Origin of the sequence: Hoyosella altamirensis, from assembly GCF_014191505.1 — a bacterium.
In the GTDB taxonomy this organism is placed as follows: Bacteria; Actinomycetota; Actinomycetes; order Mycobacteriales; family Mycobacteriaceae; genus Hoyosella; species Hoyosella altamirensis.
The window spans coordinates 1,584,602-1,609,290 of the sequence record NZ_JACHWS010000001.1 but is presented as its reverse complement, the minus strand read 5'-3'; the positions used below and the strand labels follow the sequence as shown (position 1 = coordinate 1,609,290).

Below are 24,689 nucleotides of genomic sequence, written 5' to 3'. Positions count from 1 at the left end.
TCGCGAAGATGCGCCGCGTTGACTATGTGATCTGGTACGTCGACTCGCTTTCCGAGTCTGTTCGGTTCTACCGCGACATCATCGGGCTCGAGGTCCGCATTGAGGGAGACGGTTATGTCGAGTTCGCGATGGAGAACGTCAAATTGTCGCTGTTCGAGCGCAGCAAACTGGCAGAACTCATCGGTCAGCGTGCTGGAACGGCGCCATGTGGCGAGCTCGGATTTCGTGTCAGCGACGTGGATGCCACCGCTGAATCGCTGCGCGCGCTGGGTGTGACGCCATTGACCGGTCCAGTCGATCGTCCGTGGGGCGAACGCACCCTGCATATCGCAGATCCAGACGGCAACATTGTGGAGTTCGCACAGAAGATCCCGAGACGGTCTCACTGATTCAGCAGCAGTTTCCTGCCTGCTTCAAAGAACTCGATCATGGAACGCTCGGTCGAAATGTCATCAATGGTTCTGAAGGCGCCAAAACCTGCATTCCAGAATGGGTCCGTTCCGCCAAGGTCACCCCTGTCAGCGGGCGCGACGTAGGCATACGGCAAGTCGACGTTCTGGTCGCCGGGACTCACACCGTAGGTGGTGTTCTCGAGCGTGATGCTTAGGTCAAAATGCTCGGGCCACAGCACAGGCGTCAAGTCCGGAGCAAAATGCCGCAGTGCCCGGTCTCCCAGCCTGAACCAGCCGGAGATAAGGCGGGCTGCTGCTGGGTCTATCTCAATGACTTCATCGAGGGAGACGCCACTTCCGTCGGTGTAGAGGCCATGGGGCGCACCGGCATCAATGTGTGCGTTCTCCGCGATGTCGTGGAGTGGAACGGTGATGCGGGCTCGCCCCATTGCCCAGACCAGTTCTGATCCGTCTACGCGCACAGGCAAGGCAGTGCCCCCGAATCCACCAGGCGTTACCGTCAGCCTAATTGTGCCGTGGCGCCGGTATTGAGGCCCGGCGATTAGCAGCTCTGCCACACCGTGCAGTGCTCTGCGGGTCTGCTCGATGCTCATCTGCTGCCCCTAACTGCCCTCGTGCAACGTCAGCACAATGCGCGTGACCGCGCGTGGCTTTCCGGAAACTGACAGCACGTTTCTTATTAGGGTAGCTAATTAGCACTCGAAATCTTAGCCCATTGGTGGTGAAATGGAGTAAGGCCGCCTCTGGCTGGCCGTTTAAAAAGGGTCGGGAAAACGAAGGGAAGGGGTCCCCGATGTTCGACTTTGACCTAGCACTGGAGTTCGCGCTGCACCTCTGGAGGTTGTACCTCGACGGAGGTCTCGACGCAGTAATCCGCGGCGGGTTCGGCTCATAGTCCAGCCGCAGCCCGTTAGCTGTAGAGAGCGCCGCTGTGAGCAGCGGCGCTCTCCAGGATCTAGACGTCCTCCGCCTCAGATTTTTTCGTCAGCGCAGCGATCGCATCGGCGAACATCGTCTGTTTGATCGCGCCGAGTGTGGCTTGATCCTTGATCCCTAACGGCGCAACCATCCCGATCGCGTCATTCTTGACAGCACCTTCCACCGCGGTGGCGTCGACGATTCCCGCGGCGAGCGCGTCCGTACCGCCGAAGCGGCGGCCAGTTGTCATCGAAGCGATCGCGGCCTGCGGAGTGAGTTTCGCCTGAATGAGCGCCGCCATACCGGTGGTGAACGGGATGTGGATGTCGACTTCAGGGAAGCAGAAGAAGCCGCGGTCGGCGCGCATCACCCGGTAGTCGTGGGCCATCGCGAGCATTGCGCCCGCGCCGAAGGCATGTCCAGGCAGTGCTGCGGCAGTCGGTATGGGCAATGCGAGGACACGCGCGAAAAGCGCGTGCACCTGATCGACATACCACTGGGTGCGGTCTGCGTTTGCCATTAACCATTCGAGGTCGAGGCCATTGGAATAGAACTTTCCGCTGGCGGTAGTGACCAGCGCTTGTGCGCCGTCACTGACCGCAGTAGCTAAGTGACCGTTCATGGCTTCGATAAATTCTGGTGCAAAACGGTTTTCGTCGTCACCTAGGTCAATGACAGCGATCTTGTCGTGGTAGGTGAGGCTGGTTGCCATGCGGTTACTCCTTAATTGGGGCTGTAAGTGGCGGTGGTCCGACTTCCAGTACTGCGCGCACGGCGGCGCGCAGGTGCTCACGAGCAATGGAGCTTTTCAGACGATCCCGGCTGAGCAGAATGCTTGTGGGGAGATCAACCACGCAGGTGGTGATCACGTCGACCGCCCAGCGATCTTTGCGGTCCCAGAGTCTGAGGGCCAGCCGGACCAGCAGATCGGTCAGGAACTGTTCGAGCTTGCCAAGGTCCGTGGCTGTGTCTGGCGGCAGATCTTGCCCGAGTAGTTCGTTGCGGTTCACGGTGTGGAGCATCTTCGCGGATGCCGGAAACCGGTTGGCGAAAACGGCTGGAGCGTCCGCTGCCGCAACTACCGCTTCGATCCCGTCCGTCGTCGATCCGAGAGCATTGTCGATGAGCGTGGTCTGTAGCGTCAGGAAGCGCTGCGCTGCACGCAGCCATGTGCCGCCCAGAAGTCCGGCTCGCGAGCCGAACGCGTGGTATAGCGCGCCGTTCGGCATTCCGGTTGCGGCAGCGACCGCGCGAACGGTGACGGCCGCTGGCCCTGCGTGCACGAGGAGGCGTTCCGTCGCGTCATAGACGTGATCCAGATCGTGGATGCGCGGACGGGCCATGAGGAGACAGTAACGGAGCGGGTGCTCTAATACAATGCGCTGAACTCCTTGTGGCGTGCGGTGCGGGCAGCGGCCATTGTGGACGCGATGCTGGCAAGCTAGAGAAATGCGTCGCGAAGATGAATCCACAATGCCGGAAAGCACGTCAGCCGGTGACCCCTTCGGGACCTCGGAAATCCGGCGACGTGTCCTTGCCGCCTGGGCCGACGCGCCAGCTCGCTTCCGCGAAGACGCCAATGCTGAAGAAGATTTTGCGCTGAGCGGATACCGCGACCGGGTGGTCGTCGAACTCGCTCAGAACGCAGCGGACGCGGCACGCCGCGGTAACAAGCCTGGCCGCCTTCGGCTGAGGCTGCACGGGCGGCGATTCACTGCCGCCAACACCGGCGCACCGCTCACGCCGGAAGGCGTCGAATCGCTGTCGACTCTGCGGGCCTCCTCGAAACGCGACGCGGGCGCGTCAACCGGTCGGTTCGGTGTGGGATTCTCGGCGGTCGCCGCCGTCAGTGATGACATCGTCGTCTCGTCCACCGGAAGCGCGGTGCGGTTTTCCCAGGAGGACGCTCGGCACGCGGTGGTCTCCATGATTGAATCCTGCTCCACGACAAAAGCTTTGACTGGGCTCGCTAACGAGGTGCACAGTCGCGGCGGGCATGTTCCGGCGCTGCGACTTCCGTTTCCTTGCGAACCGCGAGAACACACGGGATACGACACCGAAGTAGCGATGCTTCTGCGTTCCGAAGGGGAACGCGAGCGCATTCGGGATCTGCTGCAGCAGACCGGAGAAACACTGCTCGTTGCCCTTACCGGCCTTACGGAAGTCGTGATCGAGATCGACGGTCAGCAACGACTGCTGACACGTTCCGAGGATGCGAACGGCGCGGACTTCGCCACCACAGTGGATGGCACCGTGACATTATGGCGCGCCGTCCGGCGCAGTGGTGTCCACGCCGATGCGCTGCTCGCTGATCGTCCGCGTGAGGAACGCAGACACACCGCGTGGACGCTGACATGGGCAACGCCGGTGAATGAGGCGGGATCGGTCGCGCCGATGCCGCCGGACGTGGAACCCGTAGTGTATGCACCCACGCCAAGCGACACGGCGCTCGACCTTCCCGCAGTGCTGATCGGTACGTTCCCGCTCGGCGCAGACCGGCGCAAGATTCAGCCAGGGCCTGCTACCGACTTCCTTATAGCGCAGGCAGCGGATGCCTATTGCGAGCTGCTGACTCGCTTCGAAGGCCAGTCGGTGCTCGACTTAGTTCCCTCCGCTTCGCTCAGCAGCGGTTCCTTCGAAGCAGCGTTACGACAGCAGCTGTCACCCGCGATTATCGAAACTCCCTTTCTCGTCACACACGAGGGGCAGCGCGTCGCTCCGTCTGATGCCGCCATTCTCGATCTGGGAACGGGGGAGGGCGCGGCACCACTTGCGGACATGCTCGCGCCGATTGTTTCTGGGCTTCTTCCTGGTTCGTGGACGCCCCGGTTTCCGGCCCTGCGCACGCTCGGAATACGTCGATTAGGCCTCGCGGATGTCGCCGACATTCTTGCCGGACGGCAGAACTCCCCAGTCTGGTGGGGTCAGCTCTATGCTGCCATCCGGGCATCTACCGGCCACGGCTCCGACCTAGGCGAACTGGGTGCGCTACCGGTGCCGCTGGCGGACGGACGGTTAGTGCAAGGCGCGCGGACCGCGCTCCTCCCACCCCCGGAATGGGACGGAACCAAGCAGCGCGGACACCTGAATCCCGATGCGCTTGCCCCTCTCGGATTGCGTGTAATTCATCCGGACGCCGCTGATCCACTCCTCGAGCGGCTCGGTGCGGCACCAGTGACCGCAGCCTCCGCGCTCACCGATCCGCGCGCTGAAGCGGCCGTTCGTGGCTCTCTCGAAAGCGATGACCCGCAAGCCATTTCCGATGCCGTGCTGATGCTCGTGGAAGCGTCAGGGATCACGACTGCGGACGTATCGTGGCTATCAGAACTCGCGCTGCGCGACGACGAGGACGACTTCTCGGCCGCGGCGGAGCTGGTCATACCGGGCGCGCCGATTCAGGGAGTCCTGTACGACGACGCACCGCTGGGCACGGTGCACGATTCGGTTGTTGAGCGCTACGGCACCGAACCTCTCCGGGCCGTCGGCGCATTGTGGGCCTTCACTATCATGCGCGCTGAAAATGTGGAGATCGGTCACGATCTCGACGCGACATTCGATGGACTGATTGACGGCCTCGATGCATGGGGCAAGGAGGTTCTCCACCGACTCGGCGATCCGGCAGTCCCGCCCATGATCGCTGAATTGGTATGCGTCGCCGACCTTGACCTCGTTGCCGACGATCGCTGGCCTCACGCGCTGGCAATGCTGGAAGATCCTGCTGTACGTGCTGCTGTCACGACTCCCTGCCGAGTGCTGACGGAAACAGGTGAAACGATCGACGTGCCGTCTTATTCGGCCTGGTGGCTCCGCATGAATGCACGCGTCAGCGGAGAATTGATGTCGTCATTCCGTACAGCGGACGCGGACCCAGCTTTGCAGAGCCTGTACGCGGAAATACCGTCTTCTGTCGACCCGGGGTTGGCGCGGGCGATAGGTGTGCGGCGTAATCTGCAACAGATTCTTACTGAGCCCGGCGGTCCCGAAGATTTGCTTGGCAGGCTGGGAGATCCAGAGAAGCCCGTGGAGCGCGACGGTTTAAGAACGGTCTGGCGGGAACTGGCGGGTCTTGACGCCGACCTGGTGACCCCGCCCGATCGGACGCGGGCAGTGCGGGGAAACCAGATTGTCGTTGCTCACGCCAACGAAATTTTGATCCTTGACCAGCCGGAACTGCTGCCTTTAGTGGCGGGGCAGCCCCTGATCATTGTTCCCGCGCCACTGGCCGCCGACCTCGCTGATGTTCTCGATATCGCATTGGCGAGCGAAGAAGTCGAAGGGCGAGTCACCTCGACAGGTTCGCAGCGTGATGTACCACCCGGGGTCCGGGAGTTCATCATCGGCGCGGCGAGTGCTTACTGGTACCACACTCCTCTCACAGTCAATGACGTTGAGGTCGAATGGTTCACCGCTGGGGGTAACCTTCATGCGTCGACCGACGATGGGCTGGCTCGCGCCCTGTGCTGGACGGCCGGTCAATGGGAACGCCGCCATCTCGTTGCCGCTGCGCTACGCGAACCAGCTAAGGCAGCACAATTACTGGCGGAGTCCGAGATGGAGTGAAATCTGGCAGTATTCGTGCTGTGCCCGTATCACCCCACTCCCTTCACCCGCGCACCCTGTGGAAACTGTTCCTCGGCTTCCTCGCGGCGACCGTGCTCATTTCTGCGGGAATGTGGGCTACGAGCGGCAGCCTGACCAATGATCTTGCGCCGCATGGCATCGTGTCTTTCGAATTTGTGGGCGATTCGGAGGCTGCGGCGGCAATGCTGGACAGCTGGGGTGAGCGTGGTCGTATCGAAGCTGCGTTCAACCTCGGGCTGGATTTCCTGTTCATCCTTGCTTGGGTGCCTGCCGTCGCAATCGGATGTCTCTGGGTGGCACAGCGATTCGGACGTTTCGTCATGGCTTTGCGGGCACTTGCGACGTTGCAGATCGTGGCCGGCATGTTCGACATGATCGAGAATGTAGCGCTGCTCAACCTGCTGCTTACGACTCCTTCGGAGCCTTGGCCTCAAATTGCGTGGTGGGCAGCGCTGCTGAAGTTTTCGATCCTGGCGCTGGGTGTCGTAGCTATCGCAGCGGGGGCTGTGGTTGCTGGAGCGAAACGCGCCTGACAGTTCGGGCGAAAGCGTGAGATCAAATACCGAATGGTGCGGCGTAGCGCACGGTGCCGCGGGGCAGTTCCGGATCGCCGTCCAAACTCAGTACCATCAGCGCTTCATCAGGCACCTCGATGCTGAGGCTGATTCCGTGCTGGGACGCGCGGCTGAACCCGAACCGTGGATAGTACGTCGGATGTCCGAGCACGATCACGCACCGCTCACCCATTTCGCGCGCGGCGTCGAGCACCGCGCGGATTGCGGCCGCCCCGGCACCGGAGCGCTGATATTCGGGCCGAACCGCGCACGGCGCGAGGCACAGCGCGGCCACATCGTCGACGTGGCACCTCGTCATCAGTGCGTGGCCCACGATCATGCCGTCACCGTCCGTGCTGACGATGGAGAGCCCGTCGATCCACGCAGAGTCAGCACGCAGCGCATCGACGAGATCAGCTTCCTCTGCGGTGTCGAACGCAGCGAGGTTGACCGCACGGATCGATGGCTGATCCGCTGGTGTTTCCGGGCGGGTGAACCAGACGGTCGGGGTTGCCATTTCTGTCCTATCCGTCCTTCCCGAACGGGGTACATCGCTGGTTCAGCGCTTGCGGCCCCGGGCAAAGTAGGCAATTGGACCAACGAAGTTGATCGCAATGATCCCGGCCCACTTCGCCTTCGATCCGTTCACCTCACCTGCGGGGCGGGACGCGAGGTCGGCCCAGGCGGACACGGCGAGACTGAGTTGTATGGACGCCGCACCGAGGAGCACTCCACGCTGGGCCGGGGTCATGTCTTTCCACGCGATCATGAACCCGAATCTAGCCGGCGGATAACCGGGACACAGGGGCCGAAAGACCCTGATTGCGGGAACGCAGCGTCACCGTCACCAGCAGCAAACCCACAATGACGAGGACGCCAACATACACGACCATCCCGGACCAGCCCGCAGACATGTACACAAGGCCTGCCGTCCCGCCCAGTAATGATGAGCCCAAGTAGTAGCTGAACAGGTAGAGCGACGACGCTTCCGCGCGGTTGCTGGCGGCCAGGTTGCTTACCCAGCTGCTTGCCACGGAGTGCGCGCCGAAGAAGCCGATGGTGAAGATCGCTACGCCAGTCAACAACGTAGGCATGTAGTCGGGCAACGTGAGGAATAGTCCGCACGCCATGATCGCGACAGCCCCGAGCAGAATTCGGCGCTGCCCGAAGCGATCGCTGAGCTGCCCGGCTTTAGGGGACGACACTGTTCCTGAAAGGTAGAACAGGAAAACGAGCCCAGCGAGGGTGGCGGTGAGCCGGAATGGATCGTCGAGCAGCCGGTACCCCAGGAAGTTATATACGGAGACGAAACCGCCCATCAGCAGGAAGCTGAGCATGAAAAGCGACAGCATCGCCGGGTTCTTCAGGTGACTGGCCACACCGCGCGCCACAGTTGAGGGCGTCGTTCGTTGCGGACAGAACATCCGGGACTGCGGCAGCATCCGGATCATCACGATGGCGCTGAACGCGGCGACGAGTGCCGCAACTTCGAGCGCCCAGCGCCACGATGTGACATCGAGCATCGAGGATGCCAGGAGACGTCCGATGAGCGCGCCGACCGTAGTACCAGCAATGTAGCGGCCCATTGCCTGGCCGAGAGAGGCGCGGTCCACTTCTTCGGCCAGGTACGCCATGGCAACAGCAGGGACACCCGCGAGGGCGACACCCTGGAGGGCTCGAAGGGTGAGTACGACTTCGATAGTGGGGGACAGGGGGATGAGAATTCCGATCACCGCGGCGCTGACAGCGGAGATGGTCATGACCCGGGTTCGGCCGAACCGCGCTGATAGGGCGCTTGCCGGAATGATCGTCAGTGCGAGCATGCCGGTTGTCAGTGACATGGCTAGTGCGGACGTCGCCGGGCTCACGCCGAAGTACCGGGTGAACTCGGGGAGTACGGCTTGGGTCGAGTACATCGAGCCGAAAGTGGTTACTCCCGCGATGAAGAGCGCCGCGGTTATACGGCGGTACCCGCGTGAACGCACAGGGTAGGGCTCAACTGAGTTCGAGCGGGCGATCACGGCGGTCATGGCATCGATCGTCCGCCCCGGTAGTAATTTAATGGAAATGCATAAGCGATAGATCTTCTATGCTGATGCCGTATATAGGCTGGTCGGCGGAGGGATATCAGCATGGAGAGTGATGAGCTTCACCTTTTCATCTCAGTTGCCGAGTATGGGCAGGTCACCGCTGCGGCAGAAGAACTCGGCATTGCCCAGCCGACGCTCTCACGGAGGCTCCGGCGTTTAGAACAGTCGGTCGGCGCTTCGCTTTTCGACCGTCACGGCAAACGCATCAGTCTGAATGTCAATGGCGAGATCTACCTCGAACACGCGCGCCGCGCTAAGGCGGAACTCGACGCCGCACGGCGGCGTATTGCAGATCTGGCCAATCCCTCACAGGGCACCGTCCGCATAGGCTTCCTGCATTCATTCGGTGTCCGTCTTGTCCCGCGCCTCATACGTGAATTCCGTTCACACGAACCGCGAGTCCGGTTCGAGTTATCCCAAGACGCGGCGACCGTCATCACTGACATGGTGGAGAGCGGGCGAATAGACGTGGGTATCGTTTCTCCACGTCCAGTCTCCGGCGGCGTGGCGTGGAGCCTTCTCACCAATCAGCAGCTCTCACTCGCAGTCCCGGAAGGCCATCCCATGGCGACGAGGCAGAGCGTCGACCTTGCTGAGGCTGCGTCGGAACCGTTTATCACGATGCGCCAGGGTTACGGTATGCGCCGCATCCTCGACGAACTTTGCGCAGCCGCCAACTTCCAGCCGCGCATCACGTTCGAGACCTCCGAACTCTTCACGATCTCTGGGATGGTCGCGGCTGGCCTCGGTGTGGCGATCATGCCTATCGAGCAGAACCCGTTGCTGCCGGAAGGCCTGGTTCAGATTCCATTGGCGGGCCCAGGTGCGACTCGCGACGTCGGCATCATCTGGAAAGCAGGAACCGTAATGAGTAGACCAGTGCAGGCATTTCGCCTTTTCGTGCTCGGGGAGTTCGACGCCAAGAGGTAGCTGGTAAGTATGCTGGTGCTGCGTCTACTCGTCGCGGCGGCCGAGTTGCGTGACCACACTGGCAGCCGCCCGCGCAGTGGGAATGGAGACTCCTCGTGCAGCCAGAATCCGACGAGCTGGTCGTGCTGCTCGACGGGAATAACCAGCCGGCCGGCAGCATGCTCAAGCGGGAGGTGCACAGTACGGAGACGCCGTATCACTACGCATTCTCGTGCTACCTCTTTGACAGCACGGGAACGAGAGTGCTGATGACTCGGCGTGCACTCAGCAAGCAGACGTGGCCGGGCGTGTGGACGAACACATGTTGTGGTCACCCGGCGCCCGGTGAGTCGCTCGTGGATGCAGCGGCCCGCCGCGTGCACTTTGAACTCGGTGCCCATTCCATTGGCGTGAAAATCGCTGTGCCGGAATTCAGCTACCGCGCTGTCGACGCGAGCGGCATGGTCGAGCATGAGTTTTGCCCAATTCTGACTGGGACCCTCGAAAAGGATCCCGAACCCAATCCGGAAGAAGTCTGTGACTGGGCCTGGCTACCCTGGGCCACAGTAGTCTCTCTCGCACTCGAGGCACCCCGCCTGTTGAGCCCGTGGTCCGTTGAGCAGATTCGGCGGCTCAGCGACGCGGACAATGGGTAGTGACGGCGCTGCCAAGTCGTGGGAGGCGAGTATGGATCGTGGACGAGTCTCAATGGGAACGGTGCGGGGGATCCCAATCGGCGCGCACTGGTCAGTGCTGGCGATCTTCGGCCTCATCACCATCATCCTGGCGACATCGATTTTGCCGGCCGCCGTCCCAGGGCGAAGCGGCGCGGCTTACGCACCAATCGCGATCGTCGGCGCGGTTGTTTTCCTGGCCTCACTTCTCGCGCACGAGCTTGCACACGCGATTGTGGCGCAGAAGCATGGCGTCAGGGTAAAACGCATCACGCTCTGGCTGCTCGGCGGCGTGGCCGAACTCGAAGCGAATCCCCGGGATGCCCGCGCTGAGTTCAGAATCGCCATTGTCGGACCGGTTGCGAGCATGGGCATAGCGATCGTGGCCTTCGGTGCCGCCTACCTGACTCGCACGTGGCTGGACCCGCTGATGCTAGCGGCCATAATCTGGCTTGGTCTTGTCAATGCTATCGTCGCTGTCTTTAACATGCTGCCCGGGGCACCACTTGATGGCGGGCGCGTGCTGCGCGCATTCCTGTGGCGGCGCACAGGCGACCGTGCGCAGGCTTCGCTCAAGGCGGCAGGCATCGGTCGAATCCTGGGGTTTTCGTTCATCGCACTGGGCCTCATACAGACGATTCTCGGCTCTCCGGGCGGACTGTGGCTTGTCCTGATCGGGTGGTTCATGCTGATGGCGGCTTCGGCTGAGCGTGCTACCGAGACCGCACGCGCCCAGTTCACCGGTATCCGCACCGGTGACGTGATGTCCCAGGTGTTCGATGCCGCACCGGAATGGTGGTGCGTTGATGCTTTCCTGGCACGCACCCCACACACGTCTCGCGGCAGCGTTTTCCCCGTCGTGAGGTACGACGGGGAGCCTGTCGGCGTGGTCAGCGGTGCCGAATTGTGGAACATTTCCGAGAAAGACCGGGTAAACACGACGGTCGGCCAGGTCGCCCGGCCGCTCCCTCCCGGCTCCGTCGTCGGGATCGACGCAGATCTCGGCAGTGTCGTGACGCGCACACCCTTGCAGACGGGACAGGACATCGTGGTCGTGATGGATGGCTCCGCGATCGCTGGAGTACTCACCGCCGAAGATGTGCTGCGCCATATGCTGCGCCGGGACGGTTGAACGAGTATCGAGACCAGAGGAATTACCCTTCGCGCCACGCCGCGCTCTCGAGCGCGCCGCTCGCCTGCGGCCCCATCAGAAGCATGCCTCCGTCCACGACGTAAGACGCTCCGGTCACGTACTCCGCCGCTGGCGAAGCGAGAAAGCTCACGACCGCAGCGACCTCATGCGCATGCCCGGGCCGCTTGAGCGGGTAGCCAGGCCGGTCTTGCGAATTCGGGTCAACATCAGCCTGGCCGGTCATTGGCGTAGAAATCTCGCCAGGTGCCACTGAGTTGACGGTGATCCCGTATTCAGAAAGCTCGAGAGCCAGAACCTTCGTGAGCGCTCCGAGACCGGCTTTCGAGGCGCAATACGGGGCGGCGCCCACGCGCGGCGCGTGCTCATGCACGCTCGTAATGTTGATTATCCGGCCACCTTCGCCGCGGGCCGCCATTCGCCGCGCTGCCGCCTGACTACAGAGGAAAGCTCCATCAAGGTTTACTGACAGCACTTCACGCCACTGCGCGAACGACATGTCCAACGCGGGCTGGGAGGATCCGGTACCCGCGCAGTTGACGAGGATGTCGACCGCGCCTAAGGCATCCGCAAGGTCGTCGATGACATGTGCGGACTGGGGAAGGCCCGTGAGATCCAGCTTGGCGACTGCGGTCCGTACACCGTGCTCACGGGCTTCCGCAGCCGTTTCATCTGCGCCCTGAATGTCGCTGTTGTAGGTGATGCCGACGTTGATACCTTGTGCTGCGAGTTCGGACGCGATCGCGCGTCCTATGCCCGAATCGGAGCCGGTCACGATGGCAGCTAGAGGGCTTTGCGCTGTTGGTGTACGCAGTGGCATGGGGACTCCTCCTGTTGACTGTTCATGCCTCGCGTACCCCGAACCGGCCCGGCTCAACCAGCATGCGCAGGCTGCGCGTTTGTCTCGCAAGAAGCGAGGCGAGTGTCCGGCCCGTGAGCGCACCCACCGTGAGACCCATGGCCACGGCTGCGACCACACCAACGATTCCGTGGCTCCACAACGGCCAGCCGTCCGGAACGATCGAGAGCGCGATAACTGGAATGCTGACCCCGATGAGCCAGGCACCAGCCGTCACCCATATCCACCTCGAGGATCCAGGAACAACACGCCGTAGCACCGTCCACTGTGCGAAACCCATGGCGAGGAGCGCGGCAAGCCATAGGGGAACGAAGAGCAACACCAGCAACCAGGGCGCGAGTGGCGACGCGCCGCCGATCTGGCTCGTGCTCATTCCAATGAACCAAGCAAATCCAGCGGCGCTGGCGGTGACCGCCACCCACCGCCTCCAGTCAATCGACGGCGCGAAGCGACGTAGCACCCACGCTTGCGCCGCACCGAGCGCCGCTCCTTCTGCGATTCCCGCGATCGTTAGCGCAACGACGAAAACGACGTCGTGCGCCCCAAGAGTTCCCAAAGCCACGCCCACGATCGCGGGCGGAACGAAACCGGCGAGTTCACCACCAACGAACGCCAGGGTCCACGTGCGGGCGAAATGTCCGCGCGCGCTCACCGAAGCGCCCACAGACGTTGTTCGGTCCACGCGGTCCCTACGCTCCATGCATCCCATCCCACACATTCAGGGCCGCCACGGGTAGAGAACTTGGGCCGAACCTCAAGGGACCAAAGCCCCAAAGCGGCGTGCACCCCAACATATGGGTAGATTGCCGCTCATGGTGTTCGATCCCCTCGAGGCGCTCTCCGTTGCCAGCGTGCTGGATACGCGGCGAACGGCCGGAACAACGGCGGCAACGCGCGACGACCCGCATTGGGTTGCGCTGGTTATCGAAGGCGGCGGGGCTCGCGGTGCGTACTCCGGCGGGATGGTTGCGGCTCTTGAAGAACTCGGATTCAGCAGTAGCTTCGACGCAGTTTTCGGCACCTCGGCAGGAGCGCTGAACGCCGCGTGGTTCCTCACCGGGCGAGCAAGCGAGGCCATGTGGACCTGGTGGGACCCACGCGTCGTCAAACGTGTCGTCGACCCGTCCCGGCTGCTCACGCGCGGGCGGGCATTCGACACAGCCCACCTCGTCGACACCGTCTACCGGAGCATCGCCCCGATGGACTTCCACGCGATCATGCACAACCCCACGAGCTTTCACCCCATTGCTACAGCGCTCGCTGATGGGCGAGCCGCGGACCTCAACGCGCTGCTGACAGGCCCAGAGCAGATCCGTTCTGCCCTGCGCGCGAGCTGTGCCCTGCCCCTAGTGGGCGGGCCACCGGTAGTCGTCGGTAATAGGGAGTTCTTCGACGGGGGGCTCGCGGAGCCTGTGCCGGTAGCGTCAGCGCGGCACTGGGGCGCGACGCATGTTCTGGTCCTCCGCACCCGGAGTGCAGCTCACGCGGTGGTACGCGGCAGCCGGTTTTCCCAGGCGGTCGAACATCTCGTCGTGACAGGCTATCTCGCGGCGCGGTCACCCGAGTCGATCGAATCGTGGCGAGGACGAAAACTCCGCGCTATCGAACTCGAAAGGCACATGTCCTGTGGTTCGCCAGCGGCTGTCCAGGTCAGGCCACCTGAGGGCGCCCCGCTGGTGAGCACGGTCGAACGCCGCGAATCGGTGCTCCGGCGCAGCGTCGAAATGGGCAGAGAAGCTGTACGCAACTACTTTGCGCGCGAGTCCGTGGCGCTCTGATCAGTCACGTTTCCCGCCCGGGCGGGAAACCACCAGTGGCGATCGGACCCCATGACGTGATCGTGACGCGAATCAGACTCTTGCGCTGCTTACGCATGGCGGCACGGTACTCGTCCCAGTCGGGGTGTTCACCGGCGATGCACCGGTAATACTCCACAAGGGGCTCGACAGCGTCAGGTATGTCAAGCACTTCGGCCGAGCCATCTATCTGGACGTACGGGCCGTTGAATTCGTCTGACAGTACGCAGAGGGTCACAAGCGGTTCGCGCTTGATGTTGACGGTCTTCGCGCGTTCGGGGTAGGTCGAGATAACGACGCGGCCCTCGTCGTCGATCCCGGAGGTGACGGGGGAGACTTGCAGTCCACCAGCGTGCTTGTGCGTAATAAGCACGCTGCGGTGGCGGGTCCGCAAAAACCCGAGCAGTTCTTCGCGGGAAACCTCTTTGGCGGTTGCAACGGCCATTATGCACCCCTCACATACGCGGAAGCTGGCGACGAGTTTCAGAGTAGTGGGCGTTATGGTGCGACAAGGTCGAACGTCAGGCGCACAACCATCGCGATAACTACCGCGAGCAGCACAATCCTGATGAATCCCGAACCTCTGTTGATCGCCATGTGGGCGCCGGTCCGGGCGCCAATAATGTTCGCTGCGGCGAGTCCAAGCCCAACGAGCCACATCACGTGGCCTTGGGCAGCGAATACAGTGAGGGCACCGAGGTTGGTGCCGGTGTTGATGACCTTCGCCATCGCGGCGCTCTGCAGGAATCCCTGCGACAGAAACATGGTGAGCGCGATGATGAGGAAGGTTCCAGTACCGGGCCCGAGTATTCCGTCATAGAAGCCGATAACAACGCCACACAGCACCACAGCGATGAGGGCTTTCTGCCGTGTAGGGGTGGCGGGCGCGTCGGGGGCCGCGCCGAAACGTGGCCGCACCGCCACGAACACGCCCACGGTCACTAGCAGCAGCAGGATGATCGGTTTGAAAACTTCAGCCGGAAGACTTGACGCGACATACGCACCCAAAGCGGCAAATGCGAACGCGAGCAGAAAGATGGGCAACAGGAGATTCGCGTTGACCGGAACTCGGCGAAAGTATGTCCAGCCAGCAAACGCCGTCCCAGAGACCGCTGCGAGCTTGTTGGTACCGAGCGCGGTGGCAGGCGCGGCACCAGGAAAGACGAGCAACAATGCGGGGAGCAGGAGCAAACCGCCTCCACCGACAACCGCGTCAACCCAGCCCGCGGCAGCTGCGACGAAAAGGAGCGGAACCATCTCCATGCGCGTTCCTCCTCACGCTCGCCACTGCACCGGGAAATACTACAGAGCTGACTGCTGTTGGAATTACGGTGCCGCTCTCAATACTTGACCTCGCCTCGATCGCGGACGATGAAACCGTTCGTGACAGTTTCGCCGCCAGCGCGAACATGGCGCAATACGCCGAGAAGTGGGGCTACCGACGGATCTGGTACGCCGAGCACCACAACATGAAGTCGATCGCATCATCCGCAACGAGCGTGCTGATCGGACATATCGCGGCACACACGTCGACGATCCGCCTCGGTGCCGGCGGGATCATGCTTCCGAACCATTCACCCTTGGTGATCGCTGAACAGTTCGGGACCCTCGCAACGCTGCACCCCGGGCGTATCGACCTTGGGCTCGGGCGCGCGCCAGGCACCGACCAGAAGACGCTGCGTGCCCTGCGGAGAACGCCAGCGTCTGCCGACAGTTTCCCGCGTGACGTCCTCGAACTCCAGGGTTACCTCTCCGACCAATCCGTGATCCCGGATGTGGAAGCGACCCCTGGGAAAGGAACGCACATCCCCCTCTACATTCTTGGCTCGTCGCTTTTCGGGGCCCGCCTCGCAGCAGCGCTCGGCCTGCCGTACGCATTCGCGTCGCACTTCGCCCCGGACGCTCTGGAAGCCGCGGTCTCGGCATATCGGCGTGAGTTTCAGCCGTCTCCGCAACTCGAACACCCCTACGTCATCGCGGGGGTCAATGTGATCGCAGCAGACACCAAGAGCGAAGCCATACGCCTGTTCGAGGACGCGCAAAGGTTCCGGGCGACTCGACTGGTGGGGCGGGGGAAAACATTCACTCAAGAAGAAGCAGACCTGCTCCTCGATTCTCCCGCGGGCCAGCAAGTTCGGCAAATGGGCCGATATTCCGCGGTTGGGACGGCGTCCGAGGTAAAGCGGTATCTCGATGAGTTCACGGGGCACGCTGATGCCGATGAGTTGATCGTGTTATCAGCAGCCACCGACCGCTCCGCGTGGTTGCGTTCCCTGGAAATCGTTTCTGAAATCAGCGAACTGAGAGAGAAGTGACCCTAATAGCCGAACTACCGGCCGGGGGAGCGGCGAAATATCCACGCTGCGGTCAGCAATAGCACGACGATCCACACTAGAGCGAGGGCGGCGCTTGCGAACTCGTCGAAATGCCTGGTTAGTCCACCATCCAGAATTACTCGGTTCGATCCGTAACTGGGAAGCGCGCGCGCCCACAAGCCGGGTTCGGGGCGCAGCATCGGGCTCTGACTGATCCCGACGTCGAGGAATGGCACAAGGAACGCGACAAGAACCCCGCTCACTCGGCCGAGAGCCGGTCCGAGGCAGACGCCGACTAACCCGTAGGTAAACGCCAGGACCACATTGCCGGCGGCGTACACGAGCGGTTGCTCGGCATCGAATACAGTTGCAGTTACCAGCAGGGACACCCCGGCCACAAGAACTACTGCAACGGCGATGACCGTGAGCCGGGCGGCGAGCAGTGTGAGTCGACGAAAGCCCGCGAGCGAGAGCCGCTGATCTCCGATCCGGGTGTCGAGGACCACGAAAAGTCCAATCAGGGCTGACAGAGAAGCCACCGCAATGGGAGTCATAGTTCCCGCGTGGATCTCGGGCAGCCAGAACGTCTGACTGGTTTGCTGACCACCGTCGATCAAAGTCAGCGTCATAAACTGCTTGGGTGTTGTCGCCCAGGCAAACACGATGAATACGACAGGAATAGCGACGAGCAATGCCCATAAGACCACGTTGCGACCAATTGCGCGCAACCCCATCCGGACGGCGGTTTTCAGCTGCTGAAAGCTACCCGGTGACCGTTCTGTGCCAGAGGGGTGCATTGTCCGAGTAGTCTTCGTCACCACTAACGCGCTCACCAGAATCCCACCGGTGGTCCATGCCAGTGCCCAGCCGAGGTCGTCGAGTTGCCCGCCATGGCGGGAAGGCAGATCCACCATCCACAATGTGACGAAATGTGTGGGAAGCCAACGTGCTGTGATCTCTTCCGGCGAGACGAAAGCGGGACCGAAGAAGACGTCAATAATCCAGATGAACAAGATCAGCACAGTGCCGTTGACGGGGTCGCGCAGGAGCGCGCCTACCACCGCCCCGATCGCCACGTAGATAAGAGCAAACATCAATGTGCCGAACAGCACGCGACCTGGTGCCGCAACTCCGGTGCGGACAGTCAAAGCCAGCACCGCGGCTGCAGAGACGAACAATGCGAGGAGGATGCCCGTGGTGAGTCTCGCTGCAACGAGGCGGAGAGGACTTAATCCTGCGAGCACAAGTCGCCTATCGGCTGTACGCGCGGCACGGGTCTGAAAGTACATAGCGATACCGGCGAGAAACCCAGCCGCCCAGCCGCTTGTCACGCTTTCTACCGAAGGCCCCTCCCCTCCGAGCAATCTGGAGAAGTCCGCCAGAGGACCTGAAGCCACCATGACAAAAACGACGGGAACCAACACGAGCACAATCAGGTTGACTCGGTTGCGCGCATAGTCAACGAGGAATCCCCGTACAAACAACATGCTGTGTGCGCGGCGGCTTCCAGTGCGCGTTGCGCTGGTCATCTGCCGACCGCCAGACCGTTCTTGAGATCGATGAGGCGGTCGAAACGCTCTTGGTCCGCAAGGAAATGGCTGATAATCAGTACAGAGCGTCCTAACGCGCGGCGCTGTTCAACCAATTCCCAGAACCTGAGGTAAGTATCCCAGTCGAAGCCTGCGTACGGTTCGTCGAGAAGCAGCACATCCGGATCTGCTAGAAGCGCCAACGCGAGGTTGAGCTTCGCTAGAGTGCCCCCAGAAAGCTGATCGGTTCGTGTGGAGGCGTAGCGTTCAAACCCTAGCGCGGCGTAGAGGTTCCGACTGGATCGGCGCGCCGCATCGGGTGTCATTCTGTATGCGCGCCCAAACAGTTCGAAATGCTCGTTACAAGTGAGCCGTTCATAAACAACCGGCGCCTGGGGGCAATAGCCCATTCGGCCCGAAAGAATCACGCTGCCAGAGTCGGGCCGCAACGCTCCGACGAGAATCTTCATCAGGGTGGACTTGCCTGAGCCGTTCTCACCGGCGAGTCCAGCCACCTCACCGCGGCGCAATGTGACGTCAGCGCCCCGGAGCACCACTTGGTGGCGGCGTGCTGGCCACCATCCCCGCCCGTACGATTTTTCAATCCCAGTGGCTTCAAGGACGACGTCAGTAGCTGGAGAAGTGGTCTCAACTGTGTGTTGTGTGTTTATGTGCATGGGCTTCCCTCCAACAAGGATTAGTCCTGGGGAGAGCTGTTTTCGTCTGACTCCTCAAGGATCGCCAGCAAACAAGCGCGAGGGAAAGAGGCGAAGGTCGATTGTGGAGAGGTCAAGGGTCCTTAACCTCGACGGCTTGATAAGTCCGTGCGGAAGACTGAGGACTTTGGTCCTCTTGACGAGAGACTCTTGGCGCTGACCTGTGGGCGACCGACCGGCGCATACTTCATGATTAGGGCATTCCGCCGATAACCGATACTCGAGCGAGGCGAGCGATGATGTACGGATGGGACGGGGCTGGATGGTTGTGGATGATGCTAATGCCAGTGCTGTGGATCGGTCTGATTGTTCTGATTGTCTGGGCGGTCATGCGTCTCGCTCAAGGCGGCCCCGGACCGGAACGCGGAAGTAGCCATCGGGAATCTCCGGAGGAAATACTTGATCGTCGTTTCGCGCTCGGTGAGATCGATGCCGACGAGTACGGGGCGGCCCGTAAGCGTCTTTCGGAACATCGCCGGGAATTGCGGTGAGTGTGGTGCGGCGCTCACAAATCATGCCTTTGACGGTGATCGCAGTGTCTTCCGCTGCGCTCGTGGGAACGCTTGTCTGGAGCTTCGGGGCGCCCGTCGAATCCGAGTGGGGCCCGGGTAGCTGGACCGGACACGGTCAGCACATGATGGCGCCCATGGCGCCTGGCGGCATGGGCGTGCTCATCGCGGGGCCCGGACAAATCCAGAACATCGGTGAGGCAACTAGCCGCGCCGAGAGACTCGCAGCGCAGTGGGATCTGCACGTCGGCGAAGTCATGGAGTTCAGCAACCACTTCTACGTTGAACTCGTTGAGCGAGATGGCGGGGGCGCAACAGAGGTGATTGTCGACCGGGAAACCGGTGACGTGCAGGTTGAGTGGGGCCCGGCGATGATGTGGAATACCGCGTACGGAATGATGCCCGTGCATACGCGGGCGGATCGACCGAACATTGACGAGGAACGAGCGCGCGCACTGGCAGATGAATGGCTTGAGAAGTCTCGGCCAGAACTCCGGACTGGCGAGCTTCACTCGTTTCCCGGCTACTACACACTCCACACTGAGCGCGATGGACATACCGTGGGAATGCTCTCAGTCCATGGTCGTACTGGCGCGGTGTGGTACCACACGTGGCACGGAGAGTTCATTCAGTCACTCGGTCACAGCGAGTAGTCACTATTGCGAAGCGCCTGAGTCACACCGTCAGCTTGGTGCGCCGCAGCAACACGGAGTTGCCGATGACCGACAACGAACTGGCTGTCATGGCGACAACACCGATCATGGGGTGAAGCAGCCCTATCGCTGCGATCGGGATTGCGGCGCCATTGTAGAACCACGCCCAGAACAGATTCTGCACGATCTTCCTGTAGGTGGCCTGCGACAGCCGGATCGCTTCGACAGCTTTGGTCAACTCGCCGCTCACTAGTGTCACGTCTGCAGCCTCGATGGCAACGTCCGCTCCCGCGCCGATGGCGATCCCAACGTTCGCCTGCTTGAGAGCGGGAGCGTCGTTTATGCCGTCGCCGATCATGACGATATGCGGGCCGAAACGCGCTTGCAGGGTGCGGATCTCATCAACTTTGCCTTCGGGTAGTACGCCTGCATGGACTTCGTCGATACCGACCTCCGCGGCGACAGCTTCGGCAGCGCGTTCGTTGTCACCGGTGAGCATGACGACATGGATCCCGAGCGTGTGCATCGCGGCGATCGCGTTCCTGGATTCGGATTTAATGGCGTCCGCGACCGCCACGAGCCCGATCGCGACGTTGTTCTCAGCCACAAGCACAACAGTTCGGCCGCGCTGTTCCAGTTGCGCTAGATCCGCGTCGAGCGCCGCAAGTCCTTCAACCGCAGACTCCTCAAGGAGACGCCTGTTCCCGATGAGGATCCTGCTCGCGCCGATTGTTCCCTCAACGCCACGGGCGGCTGCGGAACGGAAGTTGTGGACGTCGCCAACGCGGATGTTTCGCTGGCGTGCACCGTCGACCACTGCTCTCGCTAACGGGTGTTCCGATGCGTTCTCCACCGTAGCTGCAATCGAAAGGACTTGCGTCTCATCAATACCCGGCGCCGCAACGACATCGGTGAGTTCAGGTTCGCCTCGGGTGATCGTGCCCGTCTTGTCGAGGACAACAACTTTAATGTCCTTCAACGTCTGGATGGCCTCACCTGATCGAATGAGCACACCGTGTTCGGCGCCCATCCCTGAACCCACCATCAACGCAGTGGGCGTGGCGAGCCCAAGGGCGCAGGGGCACGCTATGACGAGAACTGCTACCGCTGCGAGCACAGCTGCCACCGGGATCGATGCCTCGGGGTTGACCCAAGGGAGGAAGCCCGCGCCCCAAGTGAGGATCGGGCGAAGGCGCTCACCAAACACGAGCCAGGCCGCGAGGCTGCCAAGCGAGATCACAATCACTGCGGGCACGAATCGAGCTGTGATCCTGTCCGCGAACTCCTGAATCGGTACCTTCGATCCTTGGGCTTCCTCGACGAGGCGAATGACCTGCGACAGGAATGTATCGGCGCCGACGCGAGAGGCCTTGACCTTCAATCGGCCTTCTTTGTTGACTGTCGCTCCGAGTACTGTGTCACCATCCTGCTTCGCAACTGGCAGCGATTCGCCGGTCGCGAGCGATTCGTCCACGTGCGACGTACCCTCGATCACCGTACCGTCGGTGGGGATCTTCTCGCCGGGACGCACGACCATCACGTCACCGACCTCGAGTTCGGCGACGGGAACTTCCACCTCGTTGCCATCGCGCAGAACACTCGCGGTCTTCGCTCCCAAGGTGAGTAAACGGCGAATCGCCTGGGAGGCGCTACCCTTCGCACGGGCTTCGAGGTATCGGCCCAACATGTGGAAGGTCATGATCGTTGCGGCCATTTCGATGAACGATGTCATCGGGTAGATGAAGCCGGCGAGACCGATGAGATAAGGCGGCAGACTGCCCAGTGAGATCAGCACATCCATGTTGGCGGTGCGATTTGTCAGCGACAGCCACGCTGACCGGTGGGTTGCCCAGCCGCCGTAGAGAAGCACCACAGGGAACGCCAGAGCAGCCACGATGGCTAGGTAACCTGGAACTGGCAGCCACAGCATGTGGACCATCATCAGGATCATGATGAGGGTAGTCGGTACCGCCGCGATTACGAGTCTCCGAGTGGCGACCGCAAAGTGCCGTTCTTCTACAAGGTCAGGATCGAGCACGCTGCTGGCCGACTGATCATGTTCTGCGATGGCGTCAACAACTTCGTATCCGGCTCGCTCAACAGCATCTGTGAGTGCTGTGATGGTGGTGTCGTCCGCAACCGACACCCTGACCGAGTGAGTCGCGATACTCGTGTGCACTTCGTGGATCCCTTGTAGACGCCGCAGCGATGCCGTGACGATGCCAGCGCAATGATCCGAATTCATGTTCGGGACGGTCAGACGAAACGTCGTCGGGTGATCGACGTGCATGGGGTACATACACTGAGCGTCCGATTTGCCGGGCCTCAGTCATAGGGTATTTGGTCCCCACCTTGCCAGTTTTCGGCACTAAAGAAGCAGCTGGCAGTTGTGTTAGGAACTAACTAGAACATCACGAGCCGCGAGCCTTCTGATGCTGAGCAGCATTTTCCGGCTCATCACGAAACTGATCGGTTCTAGCAGCATGCGGCCGAAAGCGAGTCGGCTGCGGAGGGTGTCACCGTGAGTGCTGCCGCCACGTTCAATGAGCCTCGTGCGGTGACCGTCCAGTGGCACGAGGTGGAACCCCCATACTGTCGCGTCGCTCGATTCGGCATCCGACGCGAAAAGCACCAGATGGCGTTCCGCCTCGATCAGCGCGACCGGAATCGGAGGCGCTTTAGGATGCAGCCGGATTGTGTCGCCAACCTCGAGATCCTGGAATTGGGGCAGTATCTCGTGTGCGTTGGAGATGCGGCAGCCGATCAGATTCTCGAGTGCTTCGTAACTGTAGAACCCTCCGCGGCCTTGCCCAATCTGTACGATCCAGGGCCATACCTGAGCTGGTCTCGCATCGATCGTCACAGCGTGTGTATAACGCCAACTCGGATTGGGCAGCAGTTGGTCTCCCGGATAACCTCGCTGCCGTTCAGCCGCTGTTGTGCCCCATGTGGTCCGCCACTTCCGGAGGGGCCGTCCCAGCAGCACATGGATTTTTATCAGGGCGATGCCACTGAACGTCTCGATGATTGTTCGCATGATCGTGCGGGCAGCGGGAAGGTCAGCGCGGCTAAGGTGCCTCATCTTCCAAGCGTCGTCCTATCGGGTGCGAAGGGCAAGTAACTCCGGGCCCTTGCTAGTGAGGACCTAGGGCCCCGCTTCGGGTGCCCGGAGGCTCTGATGTTCGGACAACGGTCCGGCCCACACTGATGTAGGGCGGCGGATGGAGAAGCGATGGTAGCGGCGCGAAAATCGAGTATCGACCTCTACTGGATTCCCCTCGGAGCGGGGGGACGAGTGGTGCGCTGGAATGGACGATTGTACGAGGCAATCTCCGCGCGACGCAGCCACAGGCCTGCCGCGGACATTTATCATTCCGCCCTCATCGTGGGCGACAGCAGCGGCAGCTACACGATCGAAATGGCCCCAGTATGGAACTTAAAGGCCACGCAGCGGGGAGTTGTTCGCGTCGGTCCTGTGGGTGCGCGCTGGCTGGGACGGTTCCGGCTCTTCCGCTACGAGGTTCGCTGCTGGCAGGGTGGTTTCATTCCGGACATCGCCGATGCGGTTGACAGCCCGCAGCGCGTGAGTAGCGACGAGGGCCGTGTGCAGCGTGTAATGACGCTCGTTCGGTTGGCTCCGCCGCTGACGTGGGGACGGGATCAGTTGCGCGTGGGCGACATGTGGAACTCGAATTCGCTTGTCTCATGGCTACTTGCGTCCAGTGGACACGACATGTCGGTCGTCACTCCACCCGGTGGCGGTCGAGCACCGGGCTGGGATGCCGGTCTTGCCCTTGCAGAGCGCAGGGGTGAGACAACAACGCTGGCGAGACTAGATCACGCAGACGTATGACCGGTGGTGTCCGCGACGAGCGCCGCAGCCACGTCCCGAAGCTTCTCGTTGGTCGCCTGAGATATCTCCCGGAGGATCTCAAAAGCCTCATCTTGTGAGCAACGGCGCTGTCCCATCAAAACGCCTTTGGCCTGTTCAATCACAGCGCGAGCCGCTTGAGCTTCGCGCAGCTGATGGTTCTCCTGGGCGAGGGCCCGATACGTTTCGCGGTAACGGGGCAGAGCGCGACCTGCCGAGCCGATCCGACGCAGAACGTGCCACCAGTGGTCCTCATCAGCGTCTGCAGCGGCCAGCGTGTCAGCGAGCGACGCCAAAGCCGCATCGAGGGCTGTTATGTCTTCGCTGTGCTGAACCACGCCGAGCACTGAGCCGTCGCTGTCGAATATTGGCTGATGATTCAGTGTCCAGACTTTCGGGATGAAAGCGCCGTGCTTGGCGGGATCTGGGAATTCGTAACGCTGGACCCAGAGGGTGTCATGCTGACGGAAGCGCAGTACGCGTTCGAACGATCGTGCGACTCGGTCGACCTGGTCCTCAGCATTGTTCGGGTTATCCGGAAAAAGGTCAAAAAGAGCCTGATCAAGCAGTTCGCCGCGGGGACGCCGGGTCGCCTCCGCGAAAGCTGCGTTGAGTCCCCGGACACGAAAGTCCCGGTCGATAAGCAAACACGCGGTCGACGCTTCGTTTGCAGAGAACTTGCCTTCAGCACGCTGGAAAAACGAGTTGTCAGACCGTGTCGGTGCCGAATTGCCAGCCAATGCGCATCCTTCCTGTCGACGGATGGTGTATCCCGAACTGCCAGTTTATCGGGATCCGGTTCGCTGGACGCGGCTTAGCGTGTACGGACTTCCACGAGATCATGCTGAACGCGTAGCTGCTGCCACGTGGCGCGATGGCGTCCATCGGCACTGCAATAGACGGCCCCCACGGCAGGAACCCACGTACGCATCAGGTCGTCCCGCACGACTGGGCGGTCACTGGGCTCCGGTGCACGACATAGCGGCGCGGCGAGCCAGACGCGAGTGGTGTTGACCGCTGGGCGTTCGACGGTAGTCATGGCGATTGGTCCTCCTGCTGGACACACCTCTGGACGGACCGGTGCAGCATCCGTGTATGAGGCGCTTGATGTCTGATGCGTGCAGATCAATCGTCATGCGGATCAAACACCGA

27 protein-coding genes are annotated in these 24,689 nt (G+C 61.7%); 11 read left to right on the top strand and 16 right to left on the bottom strand.

From position 1 onward, the window contains the following. Nucleotides 1–8: 8 nt before the first annotated feature. On the top strand, nt 9–389 hold the full coding sequence (locus tag FHU29_RS07880; protein ID WP_064438976.1) for a VOC family protein: 381 nt from the start codon (nt 9–11) through the stop codon (nt 387–389). Here FHU29_RS07880 and FHU29_RS07875 read toward each other — a convergent pair. The 3 genes from FHU29_RS07875 to FHU29_RS07865 form a co-directional block, all read right to left on the bottom strand. Beyond that, nucleotides 383–1,006, bottom strand: coding sequence for a hypothetical protein (locus FHU29_RS07875; protein WP_064438977.1), 624 nt, complete (start codon nt 1,004–1,006; stop codon nt 383–385). The genes FHU29_RS07880 and FHU29_RS07875 overlap by 7 nt on opposite strands. A gap of 362 nt (nt 1,007–1,368) precedes the next feature. Beyond that, nucleotides 1,369–2,043, bottom strand: a complete 675-nt coding sequence (locus tag FHU29_RS07870; RefSeq protein ID WP_064438978.1) for an enoyl-CoA hydratase-related protein — start codon at nt 2,041–2,043, stop codon at nt 1,369–1,371. 4 nt (nt 2,044–2,047) lie between these two features. Continuing rightward, on the bottom strand, nt 2,048–2,674 hold the full coding sequence (locus tag FHU29_RS07865) for a TetR family transcriptional regulator (RefSeq protein WP_064438979.1): 627 nt from the start codon (nt 2,672–2,674) through the stop codon (nt 2,048–2,050). A 106-nt stretch (nt 2,675–2,780) separates the two neighbouring features. Here FHU29_RS07865 and FHU29_RS07860 point away from each other — a divergent pair, with 106 nt between their 5' ends. Further along, nucleotides 2,781–5,891 carry a sacsin N-terminal ATP-binding-like domain-containing protein gene (locus FHU29_RS07860; RefSeq protein ID WP_083962125.1) on the top strand — a complete coding sequence of 1,037 codons (3,111 nt, stop codon included), beginning with the start codon at nt 2,781–2,783 and terminating at the stop codon, nt 5,889–5,891. Nucleotides 5,892–5,911: 20 nt separating this feature from the next. Continuing rightward, complete coding sequence (locus FHU29_RS07855; protein WP_157094909.1) at nt 5,912–6,445, top strand: hypothetical protein; 534 nt, start codon at nt 5,912–5,914, stop codon at nt 6,443–6,445. Between the two features lie 22 nt (nt 6,446–6,467). Here the strand turns inward: FHU29_RS07855 and FHU29_RS07850 are convergent, their stop codons facing one another. Genes FHU29_RS07850 through FHU29_RS07840 form a run of 3 tightly spaced genes read right to left on the bottom strand, consistent with a single transcriptional unit; the run spans nt 6,468 to nt 8,496 of the window. Next, the gene (locus FHU29_RS07850; protein ID WP_064438982.1) at nt 6,468–6,983 is read right to left on the bottom strand and encodes a GNAT family N-acetyltransferase; all 516 of its coding nucleotides are present in this window, start codon (nt 6,981–6,983) and stop codon (nt 6,468–6,470) included. Between the two features lie 42 nt (nt 6,984–7,025). Further along, nucleotides 7,026–7,235, bottom strand: a complete 210-nt coding sequence (locus tag FHU29_RS07845; protein ID WP_064438983.1) for a PLDc N-terminal domain-containing protein — start codon at nt 7,233–7,235, stop codon at nt 7,026–7,028. Nucleotides 7,236–7,245: 10 nt separating this feature from the next. Further along, entirely contained in the window at nt 7,246–8,496 is a 1,251-nt protein-coding gene (locus tag FHU29_RS07840) for an MFS transporter (protein ID WP_064438984.1), read from the bottom strand. A gap of 102 nt (nt 8,497–8,598) precedes the next feature. Between FHU29_RS07840 and FHU29_RS07835 the strand changes: the two genes are divergently transcribed. The 3 genes from FHU29_RS07835 (at nt 8,599) to FHU29_RS07825 (ending at nt 11,271) form a co-directional block, all read left to right on the top strand. Continuing rightward, a complete protein-coding gene (locus FHU29_RS07835) occupies nt 8,599–9,486 on the top strand; it encodes a LysR family transcriptional regulator (RefSeq protein WP_064438985.1) in 888 nt (295 codons plus the stop codon). 95 nt (nt 9,487–9,581) lie between these two features. After that, on the top strand, nt 9,582–10,121 hold the full coding sequence (idi, locus tag FHU29_RS07830) for an isopentenyl-diphosphate Delta-isomerase (RefSeq protein ID WP_064438986.1): 540 nt from the start codon (nt 9,582–9,584) through the stop codon (nt 10,119–10,121). Between the two features lie 31 nt (nt 10,122–10,152). Beyond that, on the top strand, nt 10,153–11,271 hold the full coding sequence (locus tag FHU29_RS07825) for a site-2 protease family protein (RefSeq protein ID WP_064438987.1): 1,119 nt from the start codon (nt 10,153–10,155) through the stop codon (nt 11,269–11,271). A 22-nt stretch (nt 11,272–11,293) separates the two neighbouring features. On the opposite strand, the gene FHU29_RS07820 is transcribed toward FHU29_RS07825, so the two are convergent. Beyond that, on the bottom strand, nt 11,294–12,109 hold the full coding sequence (locus FHU29_RS07820) for an SDR family oxidoreductase (RefSeq protein ID WP_064438988.1): 816 nt from the start codon (nt 12,107–12,109) through the stop codon (nt 11,294–11,296). Nucleotides 12,110–12,131: 22 nt separating this feature from the next. Beyond that, a complete protein-coding gene (locus tag FHU29_RS07815; protein WP_157094911.1) occupies nt 12,132–12,830 on the bottom strand; it encodes a hypothetical protein in 699 nt (232 codons plus the stop codon). A gap of 130 nt (nt 12,831–12,960) precedes the next feature. On the opposite strand from FHU29_RS07815, the gene FHU29_RS07810 reads away from it, so the two are divergent. Then, nucleotides 12,961–13,926 carry a patatin-like phospholipase family protein gene (locus tag FHU29_RS07810; protein WP_064438990.1) on the top strand — a complete coding sequence of 322 codons (966 nt, stop codon included), beginning with the start codon at nt 12,961–12,963 and terminating at the stop codon, nt 13,924–13,926. Nucleotides 13,927–13,930: 4 nt separating this feature from the next. Here FHU29_RS07810 and FHU29_RS07805 read toward each other — a convergent pair whose 3' ends face one another. Together FHU29_RS07805 and FHU29_RS07800 are read right to left on the bottom strand one after the other, a co-directional pair. Continuing rightward, the gene (locus tag FHU29_RS07805; protein ID WP_064438991.1) at nt 13,931–14,389 is read right to left on the bottom strand and encodes a PPOX class F420-dependent oxidoreductase; all 459 of its coding nucleotides are present in this window, start codon (nt 14,387–14,389) and stop codon (nt 13,931–13,933) included. 53 nt (nt 14,390–14,442) lie between these two features. After that, nucleotides 14,443–15,207 (bottom strand): sulfite exporter TauE/SafE family protein, encoded by a 765-nt coding sequence (locus FHU29_RS07800; RefSeq protein WP_064438992.1) that lies wholly within the window; start codon nt 15,205–15,207, stop codon nt 14,443–14,445. Nucleotides 15,208–15,269: 62 nt separating this feature from the next. On the opposite strand from FHU29_RS07800, the gene FHU29_RS07795 reads away from it, so the two are divergent. Continuing rightward, the gene (locus FHU29_RS07795) at nt 15,270–16,259 is read left to right on the top strand and encodes an LLM class flavin-dependent oxidoreductase (protein WP_064439139.1); all 990 of its coding nucleotides are present in this window, start codon (nt 15,270–15,272) and stop codon (nt 16,257–16,259) included. A gap of 14 nt (nt 16,260–16,273) precedes the next feature. Here FHU29_RS07795 and FHU29_RS07790 read toward each other — a convergent pair whose 3' ends face one another. Both FHU29_RS07790 and FHU29_RS07785 read right to left on the bottom strand, forming a co-directional pair. Then, nucleotides 16,274–17,788, bottom strand: a complete 1,515-nt coding sequence (locus tag FHU29_RS07790; RefSeq protein ID WP_064438993.1) for an ABC transporter permease — start codon at nt 17,786–17,788, stop codon at nt 16,274–16,276. Beyond that, entirely contained in the window at nt 17,785–18,465 is a 681-nt protein-coding gene (locus FHU29_RS07785) for an ATP-binding cassette domain-containing protein (RefSeq protein ID WP_083962128.1), read from the bottom strand. Before FHU29_RS07785 ends, FHU29_RS07790 begins: the two co-directional genes overlap by 4 nt. A 275-nt stretch (nt 18,466–18,740) precedes the next feature. Between FHU29_RS07785 and FHU29_RS07780 the strand changes: the two genes are divergently transcribed. Continuing rightward, the gene (locus FHU29_RS07780) at nt 18,741–18,995 is read left to right on the top strand and encodes an SHOCT domain-containing protein (protein WP_064438994.1); all 255 of its coding nucleotides are present in this window, start codon (nt 18,741–18,743) and stop codon (nt 18,993–18,995) included. Nucleotides 18,996–19,039: 44 nt separating this feature from the next. Continuing rightward, complete coding sequence (locus FHU29_RS07775) at nt 19,040–19,666, top strand: hypothetical protein (protein WP_198156506.1); 627 nt, start codon at nt 19,040–19,042, stop codon at nt 19,664–19,666. 22 nt (nt 19,667–19,688) lie between these two features. On the opposite strand, the gene FHU29_RS07770 is transcribed toward FHU29_RS07775, so the two are convergent. Together FHU29_RS07770 and FHU29_RS07765 are read right to left on the bottom strand one after the other, a co-directional pair. After that, complete coding sequence (locus FHU29_RS07770) at nt 19,689–21,956, bottom strand: heavy metal translocating P-type ATPase (protein WP_064439142.1); 2,268 nt, start codon at nt 21,954–21,956, stop codon at nt 19,689–19,691. Between the two features lie 102 nt (nt 21,957–22,058). Beyond that, a complete protein-coding gene (locus FHU29_RS07765; RefSeq protein ID WP_064438995.1) occupies nt 22,059–22,748 on the bottom strand; it encodes a hypothetical protein in 690 nt (229 codons plus the stop codon). Between the two features lie 150 nt (nt 22,749–22,898). On the opposite strand from FHU29_RS07765, the gene FHU29_RS07760 reads away from it, so the two are divergent. Continuing rightward, nucleotides 22,899–23,519 carry a hypothetical protein gene (locus FHU29_RS07760; RefSeq protein ID WP_064438996.1) on the top strand — a complete coding sequence of 207 codons (621 nt, stop codon included), beginning with the start codon at nt 22,899–22,901 and terminating at the stop codon, nt 23,517–23,519. Here the strand turns inward: FHU29_RS07760 and FHU29_RS23150 are convergent. Together FHU29_RS23150 and FHU29_RS07750 are read right to left on the bottom strand one after the other, a co-directional pair. Beyond that, entirely contained in the window at nt 23,504–24,277 is a 774-nt protein-coding gene (locus FHU29_RS23150) for an ANTAR domain-containing protein (protein ID WP_064438997.1), read from the bottom strand. The two genes, FHU29_RS07760 and FHU29_RS23150, sit on opposite strands and share 16 nt — an antisense overlap. A 74-nt stretch (nt 24,278–24,351) precedes the next feature. Beyond that, the gene (locus FHU29_RS07750; protein ID WP_064438998.1) at nt 24,352–24,576 is read right to left on the bottom strand and encodes a hypothetical protein; all 225 of its coding nucleotides are present in this window, start codon (nt 24,574–24,576) and stop codon (nt 24,352–24,354) included. Nucleotides 24,577–24,689 lie beyond the last annotated feature (113 nt).

What these genes read in the sequence shown, in the direction of transcription:
- FHU29_RS07880 (WP_064438976.1), top strand. Translation starts at nt 9, where the DNA reads ATGCGCCGCGTTGACTATGTGATCTGGTACGTCGACTCGCTTTCCGAG.
- FHU29_RS07875 (WP_064438977.1), bottom strand. Translation starts at nt 1,006, where the DNA reads ATGAGCATCGAGCAGACCCGCAGAGCACTGCACGGTGTGGCAGAGCTG.
- FHU29_RS07870 (WP_064438978.1), bottom strand. Translation starts at nt 2,043, where the DNA reads ATGGCAACCAGCCTCACCTACCACGACAAGATCGCTGTCATTGACCTA.
- FHU29_RS07865 (WP_064438979.1), bottom strand. Translation starts at nt 2,674, where the DNA reads ATGGCCCGTCCGCGCATCCACGATCTGGATCACGTCTATGACGCGACG.
- FHU29_RS07860 (WP_083962125.1), top strand. Translation starts at nt 2,781, where the DNA reads ATGCGTCGCGAAGATGAATCCACAATGCCGGAAAGCACGTCAGCCGGT.
- FHU29_RS07850 (WP_064438982.1), bottom strand. Translation starts at nt 6,983, where the DNA reads ATGGCAACCCCGACCGTCTGGTTCACCCGCCCGGAAACACCAGCGGAT.
- FHU29_RS07845 (WP_064438983.1), bottom strand. Translation starts at nt 7,235, where the DNA reads ATGATCGCGTGGAAAGACATGACCCCGGCCCAGCGTGGAGTGCTCCTC.
- FHU29_RS07840 (WP_064438984.1), bottom strand. Translation starts at nt 8,496, where the DNA reads ATGACCGCCGTGATCGCCCGCTCGAACTCAGTTGAGCCCTACCCTGTG.
- FHU29_RS07835 (WP_064438985.1), top strand. Translation starts at nt 8,599, where the DNA reads ATGGAGAGTGATGAGCTTCACCTTTTCATCTCAGTTGCCGAGTATGGG.
- FHU29_RS07825 (WP_064438987.1), top strand. Translation starts at nt 10,153, where the DNA reads ATGGATCGTGGACGAGTCTCAATGGGAACGGTGCGGGGGATCCCAATC.
- FHU29_RS07820 (WP_064438988.1), bottom strand. Translation starts at nt 12,109, where the DNA reads ATGCCACTGCGTACACCAACAGCGCAAAGCCCTCTAGCTGCCATCGTG.
- FHU29_RS07810 (WP_064438990.1), top strand. Translation starts at nt 12,961, where the DNA reads ATGGTGTTCGATCCCCTCGAGGCGCTCTCCGTTGCCAGCGTGCTGGAT.
- FHU29_RS07805 (WP_064438991.1), bottom strand. Translation starts at nt 14,389, where the DNA reads ATGGCCGTTGCAACCGCCAAAGAGGTTTCCCGCGAAGAACTGCTCGGG.
- FHU29_RS07800 (WP_064438992.1), bottom strand. Translation starts at nt 15,207, where the DNA reads ATGGAGATGGTTCCGCTCCTTTTCGTCGCAGCTGCCGCGGGCTGGGTT.
- FHU29_RS07790 (WP_064438993.1), bottom strand. Translation starts at nt 17,788, where the DNA reads ATGACCAGCGCAACGCGCACTGGAAGCCGCCGCGCACACAGCATGTTG.
- FHU29_RS07785 (WP_083962128.1), bottom strand. Translation starts at nt 18,465, where the DNA reads ATGCACATAAACACACAACACACAGTTGAGACCACTTCTCCAGCTACT.
- FHU29_RS07780 (WP_064438994.1), top strand. Translation starts at nt 18,741, where the DNA reads ATGATGTACGGATGGGACGGGGCTGGATGGTTGTGGATGATGCTAATG.
- FHU29_RS07770 (WP_064439142.1), bottom strand. Translation starts at nt 21,956, where the DNA reads ATGCACGTCGATCACCCGACGACGTTTCGTCTGACCGTCCCGAACATG.
- FHU29_RS07765 (WP_064438995.1), bottom strand. Translation starts at nt 22,748, where the DNA reads ATGAGGCACCTTAGCCGCGCTGACCTTCCCGCTGCCCGCACGATCATG.
- FHU29_RS07760 (WP_064438996.1), top strand. Translation starts at nt 22,899, where the DNA reads ATGGTAGCGGCGCGAAAATCGAGTATCGACCTCTACTGGATTCCCCTC.
- FHU29_RS07750 (WP_064438998.1), bottom strand. Translation starts at nt 24,576, where the DNA reads ATGACTACCGTCGAACGCCCAGCGGTCAACACCACTCGCGTCTGGCTC.